Source organism: Nocardioides hwasunensis (assembly GCF_014779665.1).
Classification (GTDB): Bacteria; Actinomycetota; Actinomycetes; order Propionibacteriales; family Nocardioidaceae; genus Nocardioides; species Nocardioides hwasunensis.
In genome coordinates this window covers 102,086-116,901 of the sequence record NZ_JACXYY010000005.1, presented here as the reverse complement: position 1 = coordinate 116,901, position 14,816 = coordinate 102,086, and the positions used below count along the sequence as shown (strand labels likewise).

Sequence of the window (14,816 nt, the reverse complement as noted above, 5' to 3'; positions counted from 1 at the left end):
CCATGGACAGCGAGCTCCAGAAGCTCTTCGACACGCTGGGCGCACAGTCCCAGAAGGCGGCGCAGACCCTCGCCGACGTCACTGCCACCGGAGCGGACGACGACGACCTCGTCACTGCCACGGTCGGCGCCGGCAACCTGCTCGTCGACATCGTCTTCGACCCGCGTGCCCGTCGTCTGGACACCCACGACCTCCGGGAGCGGGTGCTCGTCGCGACCAAGCGGGCATCCGAGGCGTGCCAGGAACAGGTGCAGCGGATCCTCGCCGAGCAGGCCGGCTCGATGACCGGCATCGAGGTGCCGGGCATCGGTGACCTGCGCCGCCAGATGCAGGAGGCCCAGGAGCAGCTCGAGGAGCAGAAGCGCCGTATGGAGGACCTGGCCGCCAAGCACCGGGCCCGCTGATGGCGAGCCACTGATGGCGGTCGAGCTCGTCTGCGAGCGCGGCCTGTGGCGCGCCCTGTCGCCGCTCGGCACGACCCGGATGTCCGCGCCGCGGTCCCGGGGCGGGTCAGCCTCACGCACCACGACGTGGACCCTGGCCGTCGCTGCCGTGGCGGTGGTGCTGGTGCCGGCCGCGGTGATGGCCGAGCGGGCCGCCAACGGGGACCTGTCCCTGACGTCCGTCGCGCTCGTCGTGCTGGGCATCCTGGTCCTCGTCGTGGCGGGCCTGGTCGCCTACGGCCTCGGCTCGTCGTGGTGGCTCAACGGCGCCGGCCATCCGGTGCTGCAGGTCGACGGCGAGGTGGTGCGCGGCCGGCTCCACTCGGCCCGCCGCACCGCACCGGCCTACGAGGGGTGGGACTTCGAGGTGCCGCTCGCCAGCATCACCGACGTACGACTGACGGCCGCGGGTCATCTCGCGGTGGGCCTGCCCGAGGCCCTCACCCAGGAGCTGCTCGAGCGACCCACCACCCGCACCCACGCCCGTCAGTGGCGCGAGGTCACCGGGCAGCCGGCGTCCTGGCCCGCGTCCCGGATGCTCGGCAAGAGCCATCGCGCCGAGCACCTCGACCGCCTGGTCACCGCGCTGTCCGGCTCGGCCCCGACGGAGGGACGTCAGTGACCGGCACGGGCCTCGACCCGGCCGACCTCTCGACGGTGCTGGCCCACCGGAGGTGGGTGCGGCGCAGCCTGCCGTTCCCGCACGTGGTCGCCCAGAACGTCTTCGTCCCCGCGTTCTACGACGAGCTGGAACGACACTTCGAGCACATCAAGCAGGCAGGGCTGTTCCAGAAGAACATCCGCAACTACGACGCCGGCAGCGTGCTGGTCCGCGATCACGCCGACGGCCCGCTCGGGATCTTCGTGTCACGACCGTGGCACGACCTGGTCGCCGGTCTCTTCGGGGTCCGCGCCACCGGCGACGTCACGGCCGGTCTGCACCACCATCCGCCCGGCGGACGTGCCGGGTGGCCCCACAACGACCTCAACCCCGGCTGGTTCGGCGGCGGCTGGCCCGAGGACGACGAGATTCGCCACGAGGGCGTCGACGACATCGACTACCAGCTCGGACCCACCCGCCCCGGCAGCGAGGGGCGCGAGACGGTGCGGGGGGTGTCGGTCCTGTTCTACCTCGACAACCCCGACTGGCGTCCGGGCGACGGCGGTGAGACCGGGATCTACCCGTCGTCGGACGCCGTCCAGCGGGGCACGGGCATCGGTGTGCCGCCCGTCAACAACTCGCTCGTGATGTTCGAGAGCACGCCGTTCACCTGGCACGGCTATGCCGGCCACTCCCGCCACGAGCGCAACAGCGTCGTGATGTGGGTCCACCGCCGCAAGTCCGAGGCGGTCCAGCGATGGGGAGAGCAGAGCATTGCCTACTGGTGAGCGTCGAGTCGTCCTGCTGACTGGTGCGGGCGGCGTGCTCGGTGACGCCTTCTGCCGTCGGTACGCCCGCACCCACGACATCGTGGCCGTCTGTCGCACCCGGGTGCCCGCCGTGGCCTCCCAGCACGAGTCCTTCGTCGACCCGCTCGCGCCCGACGCGGACCTCGCCGACAACGAGGCGCGCGTCTTCACGGTCATGGCCGATCTCGAGCAGCCCGGCCAGGTCGACAGGGTGGTCGAGCTGGCGTTGGCGCGTCACGACCGCATCGACGTCCTGGTCAACGGCGCCGGGCACCAGCGCCACCACCCGCGCGGGCTCGTCGACGCCGACGGGGCCGTGCAGGACCTGTCGCGGCACCTCGCGGTCAACGTGGCCGTGCCGCTGCAGCTCGCCGTGCGTGTGGCCCAGCTCTTCTGGCGTGACCGAGCGGCCGAGAACCGCGCGGAGAACCGGAGCGTGGTCAACATCTCGAGCCTGTCCGGATCCCGCGTCTACCCTCGACTCGGCCAAGGCGTCTACGCGGCGTCCAAGGCCGCGCTCAACCAGCTCACCCGCCACCTGGCCGACGAGTTCGACGCCTTCGGTGTCCGGGTGAACGCACTCGCGCCCACCTCGTTCCCGGGACTCATCCCCACCGAGGACGTCGCTGACGCGATCGCCCGGCTCGACCGGGAGACCATCACCGGTCGGGTCATCGCGATGGAGGACGATCGCCCGTCCCGCTGAGGCGCCGGTCGGTCAGTCGTTCACTCGCACCTGTCGGTGCGGGCCGGGTTGGGCTCGCCCTGGGTGACGTCAGCGGAGCCGAAGGCACAGAAGGTCCCTCCGTCGCCGTTGCGGCGCACGACCTCTCCGTCGTCGACGCTGGTCAGCTCGACGACGTCGATGAGGCGACCGTCGGCGTCGGCGAGCTGGATGAACGGGGTGTCCCCCGTCGTGCCCTCGAGGCCCGAGATGTCGAGCACCAGGCGCTGACCCGGTGCCACCGTGGAGCCGTCAGGCACCGGCAGGGTGCCGGACAGGGAGTCGTCGAAGTCGTCGTAGCCGGTCAGCTCGGCACCCGACAGGTCGACCGGTTGCTTGCCGGGGTTGTAGACCTCGAGCCAGGCGCCCGGCATGACCTCGTTGATCACCGGCTTGCCCTCGACGCCGGCGGCGAAGACCTTCATGATCTCGACGAACCGCTGGCTGGCCTCCTGCGCGGCCTGCTCGCTGTCGGCGCTGAACGGCTGGTTGGTGAGCACCCGGCCGGGCCCGATCTCGAGGGAGACCTGCGGCGCGAAGTCGCCACCTCCCCCGTCGGGACAGGTCACCTGACGGCTCAGACGCATGCCCTGCCACCGGGTGGAGTCGGTGTCGCAGATCGAGAACCCCATGCCGGACTGGTTCTGCTCGAGGTTGGCCAGCAGCGCGTCGAAGCCGGCGTCCTGGTCGAGGCGGACGTGGTAGAAGCCGTCCGAGCCCGCCGAGTCGGCCGGAACGATGCGGCACTCCTTGGTGCCCACGGCGTCGACCGGCTCGCCGAAGATCGCCTCGAGGTCGGACGGTGACACCCACGAGCACAGTCCGTCGTAGTCGCCGAGCTCGGCGCCGAGGCTCGAGCCCGACTCGGTGGCGGCTGAGTCGTCCGGCGCCGACGAGCCAGAGGCCGCCGATCCGGACGACGGCTGGTCACCGCAGGCGGAGACTGCGAGTGCCAGCGACGCCAGCACCAGTGCGGTGCGCCCGAGACGCATCGTCTTCACGATCATGCTGTCCTTGTCGAAGAGGTGGTCGGTCGGTTCAGGTGAGGTCCGGGGGGACGTCGTCGCCGCCCCACACATCCTCGTCCTCGACGAGCCAGGTCTCGCGCTCGCGCTCCTCGTCGCCCTGACCGCTCGCCCCAGCACCAGGCATCATGCCCGGTCCGGCACCACGGCCTGCTGCGCCGATGCCGCCGCCCGCGCCGGCACCGAGGCCGGAGCCGGCACCTGCGCCAGCACCCGCACCGAGACCGCTGGGTGCGCCGGAGCCCAGGCCACCTCCCGCGCCGAGGCCACCGCCACCGGCACCGAGACCACCTCCGCCGGCACCGAGACCGCCGCTGCCGGCGCTGAAGCTGCCGCCGGCGCCTCCACCGGACCCGAGACCCGACAGGGAGGAACGAGAGTCCAGGCCGGTGCCGTGGGCACCTCCGCCACCGCCACCGTCGGCACCCGGGTACGAGCCGGGTCCGACGCCGCCGTCGCCCGGACCGGGGATGGGACCGGGGTGAGGCCCGGGAGTCGGTCCGGGGGTGGGCCCGGGAGTCGGTCCAGGGGTGGGCCCGGGAGTCGGTCCAGGGGTCGGCCCGGGAGTCGGTCCGGGGGTCGGCCCGGGAGTCGGTCCAGGGGTGGGCCCAGGAGTCGGCCCGGGGGTCGGCCCGGGACCGGGGCCTGCGGGACCGGGCCCGGGGCCGGGACCCACACCGGGCATCTCGGGGTTCGGGGGCGGTGTCACGCCCGACTGTGCCAGCTTGGTCTGGACGTAGGGGGGCACGTTGTAGCCGGTGACCTCGTTGATCCGGGTCAGGTAGGCGACGAGGTGTTCGCGGGCGTAGCCGTCGTCGGCGCCCGTCTGGACCATGCCCGTGCCGGGCATGTGGTCGCGGTACCAGGTGGCGTACTGGTGCGCGTAGTCGAACCCGCGGGCCATCTGCATCGCGTTGTCGGCGAGCGCACGCGCGGTCGCCTCGGCGAACTTGAGGTGCTCCTGGGCCTCGACCGATGCCTCGGACTCCCACGAGCTCAACAGGTCGTTGGCCAGCGACAGGATGCGCGGAGCGCCGTCCTCGCCCATGAGGGTGGCGATGTTGCTCCACGCCGACTTCGCGCCCTCGATCGAGCCCGGCTGCACGTTGCTCTCGAAGCCGGCCTTGATCGTGTCGTAGTCCTGGCTGTAGCTGCTGGTGTCCTGCTGTCGCGAGACACTCTGGTAGTTGTACTCGGCGTCGACCATGTCTGTTCCTTCTCCTCAGTCCTGCGACGTCACCGGTTGAAGCCGGACTGGTTGCTCTGCTCGGCGTTGTCGTAGCCGTCGGCGGCCGCCTCGATGGCGGCTGCAGCCTGGTCGAGGTTGGCGGCGATCTGCTTGGCGCCCCCGGCCACCAGACCTGCCGTCTGGACGCCCGCCTGCTTCAGGTAGTTGGTGGCCTGCCAGTCCGAGGGCCCCATCTGCACGTCGTTCGAGGCACGCTCGACCTCGCGCACCGACGAGCTCTCCCTGATGCGGTCGGCCAGGTCCTTGAGCTCCTTGGCCACGGTCCGCATGTCGTCGGGCTTGGCGACCAGTTCCTTCTTGTTGACGACCGTGCCGGGCCAGTTCTGGTTCGGGTTGATCTCGCCGTCGTAGCCGTCGAGCGAGGTGGCGGTGTTGGCACCGCTGTCGCTGTTGCTGAGGGTCACGCCCTCGTCGTCGTAGCTGTAGTCCCCGCTCATCTCTTCCTCAGTTCGTCAGCTGCACAGCGCCCACCGCGGTTCCGGGCGACTCCCGGAGGTGTCGCCCGGAATCACGGGTGTGCCAGGTGCTCAGGACCAGGTCTGGGTGGCCGCGCGCTCGGCGGAGCCGTAGTTCTCGTTGGCGGTGCCGACAGCCGTGCCGATCTGGTTGAGCGTGGCAGCCATGGCGGCGGCGGCGGAGTCCCACTCCTGCTTGCAGCGGAAGTAGGCCTCGCGGGCCTCACCGTCCCAGGTCTGCAGCATCGGCTGGAGGTTGGCCTCGAGGTCGTCCAGCGTGGCGACCAGCTGGCCGTGGGTCTTGAGGATGCCGGCGCGGCCGGCATCGAGTGAACCGAAGTTGACGCGGATCTCGCTCATGTCGCTCTACCTCACATCTCGTTGATCTGGCCGGACAGGCTGCTGATGGCGGAGGTTTCCTGGTCCTCCTGGTTGACGTAGGTGGCGCGGGTCGAGACCAGCGCCTCCTGCATCGCGATCAGCGCGTTGTTGATCCGGGTCGCCTGACCCTCGAAGTTCTGGTGCAGACCGGTGAAGGCCGAGGCAGCGCTGCCGCCCCATCCACCCATCATGGTCTCGACCTCGCCGCGCAGGGTGGTGATCTGGCCCTGGACGAGCTGGGTTGCCTCGTCGACGTGCGCCGCGCCAGCGGCCATCGCCTCTTGACTTGTTGCGAAACTACCGGCCACAGCCGTGCCTCCTGTTAGTTGGATCGGATGCAGTCAGCATCCCCCGATATCACTATGGCAAACCCGAAACGCCGTGGAAACTCGGTGGATGGTCCTGGGAGCACCCTCAGCCGGCGGACTCGCGTGCCTTCGCGGGATCCATGGCGGGCCCCGGCGGCAGGATCGCGATCAGCTCGGCGGGCACCACGACGGGCTCCACCTCGCCGTACCCGAACCCCGCCAACGTCTGCAGGCCGGCAGCGGCGTAGCGGCGTCCCGGGGCGCCGATGTAGTAGACGGCCTTGGCGTCCGGCGCGGCGGCGAGCATGCCCCGTCCCGGCTCGAGCTCGACACGGTCGGCGCCGCCGGTGCGAGACGTGCGTGACTCACCGGTGGGCGTGGGCGTCCCACCCGCACCGGCGGGAATCGCGAACCCGGGGCGCTCGTCCCCCTCGATGTAGACGGCGCACACGGTGCTGGCCGACTGCGAGGGCAACGAGGGCATGACCTCGGGCAGCCCGGCCATCACCCCGCCGAGCCCGGCACCCTCGCCGAGGTCGAGCACCTCCGAGAGGGACAGCTCGATCGGTTCGCGCCGTTCGCCGGCCAGCTCGGCGGTGAGGAGCAGCTTGGCCTGGACGTCGCTGACCCGGGCGAGACCGTCTGCCAGGACCACCCGGAACGTGCCGTCGTTGACCTCCACCACCTGGCCGACGCGCAGGGGTCGACCGATGTCGACGGGCTCGCCCTGTGCCTCGAGGACGGGGGTCTCGAGGGCGGCGCCCATCGGGATCGAGGTCAAGAAGGCGCTGCCGACCGGCGCCGGCGCCTCGCCTATCTGGAGGGCCGCCTCCACCTCGCGGGCGACGGGCAGGCGCTCGCCGCCGTAGAGCAGGAACCGGTCGCCGTCGAACGACTCGACGTAGACGCCCTCGGTGCTCGGCAGCGCCTTCGCCGGGGTCGAACCGATGTCGACCACGACCTCGGCCAGGGTCTCGATCCCCTCCTGCTGCGGCTGGGAGCAGACCGACACCGGACCGCGGACCAGGTCCTCCGGGTCGGGCATCGAGTCCGGGAGACCGGCGATCCCGATCAACCGGCCCCGCCCGGCCGTGGCCAGGTCGGACCGCGAGACCTCCTGGAGCTTCACGGCGTCACCGGCGCCCGAGGCCAGCACCGCGGAGGAGTAGTTGAGGGCCGGGAAGAGGGTGCCGCCGATGTTGACGTAGCGGGCGCCGGTCTCCTCCTCGAGCACGACCGCGCCCTCGTTGCGCCACTGGTCGCCGCCTCCGCCCTTGAGCAGCCCGATGACCGCGAACACCGCGGCCACGACGATGGCGACCATGATGCCGCTGATGGTCATCACCGTCAGGCGGCGCATCGGCGGCTCGACGGCGTCGGGCTCGCCCGTGACCAGCGACGACATGGCACGACGGGTCATGAAGCGGTAGGCGTGGAGCTGGTCGCGCCGGGTCTGCACCGTGGTCCCCTTCACAGCTGGCGGGTCGAGGACTGCCGCCGGTCGGGCACCCCCGTCGCGTCGGGCGGCACCTTCCGAGCGGCCTCTCACGCTGGGCCAACCCTAGGCCCCCGAGGCTTGCGCGTGGGGCATACTCCCCCCATGCCACTCGCCTCGCGCCCACGGCTCGTGCTGCTGGAGATCGCGATCGCAGCCGGGCTCGTGGCCTGGGTTTTCGGAGGAGCCTGGCTCCCCGTCGGCGCGGCGACCTCCGCGGTGTGCGCCGTGCTGGCGTTGGTGACCGTCCACGGCCGGCCGCTCTACGGCGTGATCCGATCGTGGTTCGGCATGCGCCTGCGGCGCCCTCGTGGGCGCCGCGAGGCGGCGCGTCCCGGGGACCAGTTCCGGGTCGTCACCGTGCCCTCGGCCGGGCGTGGCGCCGCGGTCGGGGTCATCCAGGGCGAGACGACCTGGTCGGTCCCCCTCGAGATGCCCCTGAGCTCGGTGCTCAACGACGACGCACCGATCGACCTCGACCGGTTGGCCGCCCTGCTGCGCATCGAGGGCGTGCCGCTGGCCAACGTGCGGGTGGTGACCGTCGTGTGGCCAGCGATGCCGGCGGCGGAGAGCCTCGTGGGACCCGGTGCGCGACCCGCCCAGCGGGCGAGCCGCCACCTGGTCCTCACCCTCGACACGGCCTACGCCGCGGACGTGATCGTCGAGCGGGGCGGCACACCCGCGATCCACCAGATCCTGCGGCGGTGCGTGCTCCGGGCCGAGGAGCTGCTCCACGTCACCGGCGTCGAGGTCAGGCGGCTCTCCGAGCGGGCCGTGGCGGCGGCCGCGGCCGGAGCGGTCGGACGGACGGTGACCGGCCCGGACGTGAGCCTGTTCGCCACCGGCGAGTCGATGGGCCAGGTCGAGCTCGCCGACGGCGCCGCCCACACGTTCGCCGTGACCGGGTCCGACGTCCTGCTCCGCCTGGCCGAGCTCGCCCAGCAGGTGCCGGCCCCGGTGGTGGCGACGAGCGTCGTGCTCCAGTCCGACGACACCGGCAGGACCCCGACGGTGACCGTGCTGATGCGCGTCAGTGGACCCACCGAGGTGGTGGGCAACGCCGTCGCCTCGCTCGGGGCCACTGCGGCGCTGCTGGGCCTGCGGGTCGCGCCGGTGGTCGGTGACCAGCTGCCGCTGCTGCAGGCGACCACGCTGCTGGGTGTCCCCCGGGAGCGAGCGGCATGACCTCGTGGGCACGTCCCCTCGCCTCCGGCCAGGTGCTGCCGGCCCCGCGCAGCGGCATCGAGCTGGGGCAGACCAAGGCCGGACCGCTGACGCTCCGCCTGTTCCGGCAGCGTGGCACCCGGGCGGTCGTCCTCACCGCGCCCCACGTCGCGCGCCTGCTGGCCCTGCGAGCGGCGCTGGCGGGCGCCAGCGTGCGGGTGGCCAGCACCCGTACGTCGTCGTGGGCCGGCGTGGTGCGCCACGGCGGTGACACGAGCTTCGTGCCGTCGCTCGACCGGAACCGGGCGCCCGCACAGACACCGACCCTGCTCGTCGACGACCTCGGCAGCTCCGGTCCCGTCGGCGACGTGCCGGACTGGCACTGCCACCTGCGCGTCGGACACCTCGACGAGGCACGCCTCGACCTGACCCGGGTCGCGGGGCTCGCCCACGTCGAGGTCGCCTTCTTCGACGCCGTCAGCGCGCCGCTGGCCACGGAGATAGGCCGGGCCCTCGGCCTGGGCGAGGCCTCGGCCAGTCTCACCGTCGTGCCGCGGCACGCCGTTGCGGTGGTGACCCGCGGACAGGTGCACCTGGTCCGCCCCGAGCTCACCGCCGGGGAGCGGTCGGTCCTCGGCGTCTGATCGGCAGACCTACCCGACGAGCTCGCGGATCCGGCTGTAGACGCCCATGATCCCGAGGATCAGTGGCAGCACCGACAGGACGAGGAGCGCCTCGACGATGTCGGCGGCGCGGCTGCTCGGGGGGGCGTAGCGACGTCCCGGGAGCACGACGACGAGCCAGAACATGGCGAGCGCCAGGATCGCGACTCCCAGGACCAGGGCCAGCTGCGCCGACCAGGTGTCGAACGACGTCGCCATGGCGCGGAGCACGGCGAAGCCGGCGACGGCGCCGGCGAGCAGCAGCGAGAGCCGCTGCGCCCGTCCGGTGAACAGGCGCGCCCGGAGCGCGGCGATCCCGCCCAGCACCCCTGCCAGCACGGTCTGGACCCCGTCGCCGTCGGCCAGGAGGACGGCCGCCCCCCCGAGGATCGTGGCGAGGGCGGTGACGATGCCGGTCATGTACTGGTCGGCCATCACGGCCTGGCGCAGCACCCGGGTCCCGTCGACGGAGGCGGTCTCGGCGCGGAGGTCGTCCGCGCCGGTCGGGACGATGGGCAGGTTGAGCCGCGACATCTTGAAGGAGGCCACCGGGATGATTGGGGAGGCCAGCAGGGCCACCCCAGCGGTGAACGCCGCGGTCGCGGCGACGTCGAGGCCGCCCACGCCGGCCGCCAGCGAACCGGCGACCGCGAGGAGACCGGTGCCGATCGTCGCGGTGAAGCCGGCCACTCCCCTGGGGAGCAGCACGCGACACACGGCCGCGACGAGCACGGCGGCCGCGGCCGCGGGAAGCAGCTGGTCGGCTCCGAACGAGACCACCGTGAGTCGACCGCCGAACGCCATCGCCCCGCCGGCGAACGCCGAGGCGATCGCGAAGCCAGCCGCGACCAGCGACGTACCGGGTCGGTCGAAGGCACGGCCGAGCACCACCGACACCCCGACGAGCAGCAACGCCAGGCCACCGCTGACGGCTGCCGGCGCCGCCCACGACGGACCCGCGAGCAGGCAGGAGCCGAGCACGAAGCCGACGCACAGCGCGGCGAGCCAGGAGCAGGCGCGCGCGGTGTCCTCCTCGGTCCACCGCTTGGACCTGGTCAGCACACCGTCGGCGACCGCCTCCAGCACGTCGTCGTAGGCCACCTCGGGCATCTGACCGACCTGCATGCGCAGGTGCAGCATCTCCCCGTCACGCACCTGGGCGGCGCGCAGTGTCATCGACGGATCGAGCGCCGTCTCCCCGGATCGCTGCAGCACGAAGCCGCCGGCGGCCGCGCCCTGGTCGGCGACGTCGGACCCCAGGGTCTCGACGAGGCTCGACATGAGCTCGGCGACCGTGAGCTCGAGCGGCACAGCCAGATCCATGCGGGTGCTCGACGTCACCACGGTGAGTCGGGTCAAACTGGACATGGGACTCGCAGCCATCAGCACCCCTCACGGACGTCGGACCCCCCGACGTCGCCCGGTATTGTCACCCGCATTCTGGCCCATGGTCGCCGATCACCGGGCGTGGGTTCACGCGGGGCGCCGAGAGACTTCCGAGGGACTGCACATGGGGACGCAACCTTTCCGTCGACCGACACGCCAGCGCGCTCCCCGTGAGCCGCGTGGCGAGATCGTGCTGGACTCGCCCCCCGAGCTCCCCGAGACGGTCTCCGGCGGCGGCGCCGGACAGGCGCTCATGGTGCTTCCCATGATGGCCGGCATGGGCGGGATGGGCCTGATGATGGTCGCGCGCACCAGCGGGGGCGGTGGCAACCCGATCATGATGGTCGGGATGGGCATGATGGGCATCGCCTTCGCCGGGATGATGTTCGGCAGCATGGGTCGTCAGTCCGCCGACAAGAGGCGCAAGCTCGACGGGGACCGACGCGACTACCAGCGCTACCTGGTGCAGGTCCGTCGCCAGGCACGCAAGGCCGCCGACCAGCAGCGCAAGGCCGCCCTGTGGCACCACCCGGAGCCGAGGTCGCTGTGGTGCCTCGCGCTCGGCACCCGGCTGTGGGAGCGGCGCACCAACGACGTCGACCACCTGGCGGTCCGGATCGCATCCGGACCGCAGCGCCTCGCGGTGTCCCTCGTGACACCCGAGACGAAGCCGGTCGAGGACCTCGAGCCCATCTCGTCGGGCGCGCTGCGCCGCTTCGTGCGCACCCACAAGACGGTCCCCGACCTCCCGGTGGCCGTGTCCCTCAGGGCCTTCGGGCTGATCAGCATGTCCGGTGAGCCGGAGGCGGCGCGGATGATGACCCGCGCGCTGATCGCGCAGCTCGCCACGATGCAGTCGCCCGACGACGTCCGCATCGCGGTCTGCGCGGGGATCAACACCGTCGAGGACTGGGAGTGGCTCAAGTGGCTGCCCCACGCCCTGGGCGACGACACCGACGCGGTCGGGCAGGTGCGGCTGATCGGTGACGACCTGCTCGCCATCGAGAACCAGCTCGGCGAGGAGCTCAGCCAGCGACCGCGGTTCGGCGCGGACTCCCAGCCCGAGGGGCCGCACCTGGTGGTGATCCTCGACGGCGGGCGCGTGCACCCGGAGGCGCAGCTGGCCTCCGGGCTGGTCCAGGGCGTGACGGTCGTCGACCTGCGGGCCGTCCTGCCCACCGAGTACCCCACAGGCGTGCTGCAGCTGCAGATCGACGGCAGGTCGGTCGTCGGGCTGCGCCGTGACGCCGTGACCGGACAGGTGACGCGGTCACCGCTCGGCTCCCCCGACGAGCTCTCCATGCACGAGTGCGCGACGCTCGCACGCTCGATGAGCCGCTACCGGATGCCGTCGGGCTCCTCCGACGAGCCGACCGACCTGCTCACCGTCGACATGACCCTGCCCGACCTGCTCAGGCTCGGCGACCCGCACACGATCGACACCAACACCACGTGGCGCCCGCGCGCTCCGCGTGACCGGCTGCGCGTGCCGATCGGCGTCGGACCCACCGGCAGCCCGATCGACCTCGACATCAAGGAGTCGGCGCAGGGCGGCATGGGCCCGCACGGGCTCGTGATCGGCGCCACCGGGTCCGGCAAGTCCGAGCTGCTGCGCACCCTCGTGCTCGGACTCGCGGTGTCGCACTCCCCCGACGTGCTCAACTTCGTGCTCGTCGACTTCAAGGGCGGCGCCACCTTCGCGAGCATGGACGTGCTGCCCCACACCTCCGCGGTGATCACCAACCTCGAGGACGAGCTCATCCTCGTCGACCGCATGAAGGACGCCATCGCGGGTGAGATGGTGCGCCGGCAGGAGGCCCTGCGAGCAGCGGGCAACTACTCCTCCCTCAAGGACTACGAGAAGGCTCGCGAGCAGGGCGCCGACCTCGAGCCGATGCCGTCGCTGTTCATCGTGGTCGACGAGTTCAGCGAGCTGCTGAGCGCCAAGCCCGACTTCATCGACCTCTTCGTGATGATCGGGCGTCTCGGTCGCTCGCTGGGCGTCCACCTCCTGCTCGCCTCCCAACGGCTCGAGGAGGGCAAGCTGCGGGGGCTCGACACCCACCTGTCCTACCGGATCGGCCTGCGCACCTTCTCCGCCATGGAGAGTCGGACGGTGCTCGGCGTCACCGACGCCTACGAGCTGCCCAGCGCCCCGGGCCACGGCTACCTCAAGGATTCGACGGTCGGGCTGGTCCGGTTCCGCGCGGCGTACGTCTCGGCTCCCTACAAGGGCGGCAAGGTGCCCGTCTCCTCGGGCGTCGGTGCCGGCACCCACTCCGCCTCGCTGCAGGTGCAGCGCTTCCCCATCGGCTACGTCGAGCCTCCGCAGGAGGCCGACCTCCTGGTGGCGGATCCGGAGCCCGAGGGCTCCGGGACCGGACCGTCGGTGACCCTGATGGAGATCATGGTCGACCAGGTGCGAGGCCACGGTCAGCCTGCGCGCCAGGTGTGGCTCCCACCCCTGGACGACTCGCCCGCCGTCGACGGCCTGCTGTCCCCGCTGGTGCCCACCGACCGCGGGCTGCTCGCCCGCCGTCTGCCCGAGCGATACCTCTCGGCGCCCGTGGCCATCGAGGACAAGCCGTTCGACCAGCGTCGCGACCCGATGTGGGTCGACCTCGCGAGCTCGCACGCGGTCGTCGTCGGTGGGCCGCAGAGCGGCAAGAGCACCTTGCTGCGCACGCTCATCAGCTCCCTGTCGCTGACGCACTCGCCCCGGGAGGTGCAGTTCTACTGCATCGACTTCGGCGGCGGCACCCTGTCGGGGCTCATCGACCTCCCCCACGTGGGATCGGTCGCCACCCGCCTGGACGTCGAGCGACTGCGCCGCACGGTCGCGCAGATCAACGGCATCATCGACGACCGCGAGGCGCACTTCACGGCCAACCGGATCGACTCGATGAACACCTATCGGCGCAAGGTCGCCTCGGGGGCCGACCCCGGGGACGGCTACGGCGACATCTTCCTCGTCGTCGACGGGTGGGGCACGATCCGGCAGGAGCACGAGCAGCTGGAGGCGCAGATCACCAGGATCGCGACACGGGGACTGGGTTTCGGCGTGCACGTCGTCATCTCGATCCAGCGGTGGATGGAGCTGCGGCCGGCGCTCCGCGACCTGATCGCCCAGCGCCTCGAGCTGCGACTCGGCGACCCTGCCGAGTCCGACATCGACCGCCGCGCGGCCCGCAACGTCCCGGAGAAGTCGCCCGGTCGGGGCCTGAGCGCCAACAAGCTGCACTACCTCACCGCGCTACCCCGGATCGACGGGTCCTCCTCGGTCGACGACCTCAGCGAGGGCGTAGCCCGGATGGTGCGCGACGTACGAGCGGCGTGGACCGGTCCCGAGGCACCGGAGGTCCGGCTGCTGCCGCGCGAGCTCCCCTACACCGAGCTGCCCCAGCAGACGCCGGAGTCGGTGGGCGGCCTGGTCCCCATCGGCCTCAACGAGGACGCCCTGGCCCCGGAGTTCGTCAACTTCGACGCCGAGCCCCACTTCCTCGTCCTCGGCGACGTGGAGTCGGGCAAGTCCAACGTGCTGCGCGCCATCGCCGGCGGGATCACCCAGCGCTGGACCCCGAAGGAGGCGAAGATCATCACCTTCGACTACCGCTGGGGCCTGATCGGGGCCGTCACGACGGCACACCAGCTGGCCTACGTGACGAACTCCAAGGACGCGACCGAGAAGGTCGCCCAGATCGTCGCGGCGCTGCAGGAGCGGCTCGCCGGGATCACCATCGACCCCACCGCACGACAGGCACCGCGGTGGGCCGGTCCGCGACTGTTCGTGCTCATCGACGACTACGAGTCGATCGCCGCGTCCCAGCCCAACCCCCTCCACGCGCTGGTCGAGTTCCTCCCGCAGGCTCGCGACATCGGGCTGCACCTGGTGGTCGCGCGCGCCGCCGGCGGCTCCGGCGGCGGCAGCTTCGAGCCGCTCCAGAAGCGGCTCAAGGAGATCGGCACCCCCGGTCTCCTGCTGTCGGGCTCGAAGGAGGAGGGATCGATCCTGCACGGCCAGAAGTTCGAGCCGATGCCCACCGGGCGAGGCAAGCTGGTCGACCGCCGCACCGGGGCGAAGGTCATCCAGACCCCGCTCATGCCCTCCTGAGGG

14 protein-coding genes are annotated in these 14,816 nt (G+C 71.8%); 7 read left to right on the top strand and 7 right to left on the bottom strand.

Annotated elements, in window-relative coordinates; translation table 11 throughout:
• Positions 1-2: 2 nt before the first annotated feature.
• Genes IEZ25_RS13025 through IEZ25_RS13010 form a run of 4 tightly spaced genes read left to right on the top strand, consistent with a single transcriptional unit; the run spans position 3 to position 2,559 of the window.
• On the top strand, positions 3-404 hold the full coding sequence (locus tag IEZ25_RS13025; protein WP_191199873.1) for a YbaB/EbfC family nucleoid-associated protein: 402 nt from the start codon (positions 3-5) through the stop codon (positions 402-404).
• 13 nt (positions 405-417) lie between these two features.
• The gene (locus tag IEZ25_RS13020) at positions 418-1,065 is read left to right on the top strand and encodes a hypothetical protein (RefSeq protein ID WP_191199872.1); all 648 of its coding nucleotides are present in this window, start codon (positions 418-420) and stop codon (positions 1,063-1,065) included.
• Complete coding sequence (locus IEZ25_RS22280; RefSeq protein WP_191199871.1) at positions 1,062-1,832, top strand: 2OG-Fe(II) oxygenase; 771 nt, start codon at positions 1,062-1,064, stop codon at positions 1,830-1,832. Before IEZ25_RS13020 ends, IEZ25_RS22280 begins: the two co-directional genes overlap by 4 nt.
• Positions 1,819-2,559: an SDR family NAD(P)-dependent oxidoreductase gene (locus tag IEZ25_RS13010; protein WP_224748970.1), complete on the top strand. Its 741-nt coding sequence runs from the start codon at positions 1,819-1,821 to the stop codon at positions 2,557-2,559. The genes IEZ25_RS22280 and IEZ25_RS13010 overlap by 14 nt, the downstream gene beginning before the upstream one ends.
• Positions 2,560-2,579: 20 nt before the next feature.
• Here the strand turns inward: IEZ25_RS13010 and IEZ25_RS13005 are convergent, their stop codons facing one another.
• The 6 genes from IEZ25_RS13005 to eccB form a co-directional block, all read right to left on the bottom strand.
• On the bottom strand, positions 2,580-3,584 hold the full coding sequence (locus IEZ25_RS13005) for a lamin tail domain-containing protein (protein WP_191199870.1): 1,005 nt from the start codon (positions 3,582-3,584) through the stop codon (positions 2,580-2,582).
• A 31-nt stretch (positions 3,585-3,615) separates the two neighbouring features.
• Positions 3,616-4,809, bottom strand: a complete 1,194-nt coding sequence (locus IEZ25_RS13000) for a hypothetical protein (protein WP_191199869.1) — start codon at positions 4,807-4,809, stop codon at positions 3,616-3,618.
• Positions 4,810-4,838: 29 nt separating this feature from the next.
• Positions 4,839-5,288, bottom strand: a complete 450-nt coding sequence (locus IEZ25_RS12995; RefSeq protein ID WP_191199868.1) for a hypothetical protein — start codon at positions 5,286-5,288, stop codon at positions 4,839-4,841.
• A 90-nt stretch (positions 5,289-5,378) separates the two neighbouring features.
• A complete protein-coding gene (locus tag IEZ25_RS12990; RefSeq protein WP_191199867.1) occupies positions 5,379-5,666 on the bottom strand; it encodes a WXG100 family type VII secretion target in 288 nt (95 codons plus the stop codon).
• Positions 5,667-5,677: 11 nt separating this feature from the next.
• Positions 5,678-5,995 carry a WXG100 family type VII secretion target gene (locus tag IEZ25_RS12985; protein WP_318152213.1) on the bottom strand — a complete coding sequence of 106 codons (318 nt, stop codon included), beginning with the start codon at positions 5,993-5,995 and terminating at the stop codon, positions 5,678-5,680.
• Positions 5,996-6,101: 106 nt separating this feature from the next.
• Entirely contained in the window at positions 6,102-7,454 is a 1,353-nt protein-coding gene (gene eccB, locus IEZ25_RS12980) for a type VII secretion protein EccB (RefSeq protein ID WP_191199865.1), read from the bottom strand.
• A gap of 141 nt (positions 7,455-7,595) precedes the next feature.
• Here eccB and IEZ25_RS12975 point away from each other — a divergent pair, with 141 nt between their 5' ends.
• Entirely contained in the window at positions 7,596-8,675 is a 1,080-nt protein-coding gene (locus IEZ25_RS12975; protein ID WP_191199864.1) for a hypothetical protein, read from the top strand.
• A complete protein-coding gene (locus tag IEZ25_RS12970) occupies positions 8,672-9,298 on the top strand; it encodes a hypothetical protein (RefSeq protein ID WP_191199863.1) in 627 nt (208 codons plus the stop codon). Before IEZ25_RS12975 ends, IEZ25_RS12970 begins: the two co-directional genes overlap by 4 nt.
• 9 nt (positions 9,299-9,307) lie before the next feature.
• Here IEZ25_RS12970 and eccD read toward each other — a convergent pair whose 3' ends face one another.
• Complete coding sequence (gene eccD / locus IEZ25_RS12965; protein ID WP_224748969.1) at positions 9,308-10,684, bottom strand: type VII secretion integral membrane protein EccD; 1,377 nt, start codon at positions 10,682-10,684, stop codon at positions 9,308-9,310.
• A 208-nt stretch (positions 10,685-10,892) separates the two neighbouring features.
• Between eccD and eccCa the strand changes: the two genes are divergently transcribed.
• A complete protein-coding gene (eccCa, locus tag IEZ25_RS12960; RefSeq protein WP_318152212.1) occupies positions 10,893-14,813 on the top strand; it encodes a type VII secretion protein EccCa in 3,921 nt (1,306 codons plus the stop codon).
• Positions 14,814-14,816: the final 3 nt, after the last annotated feature.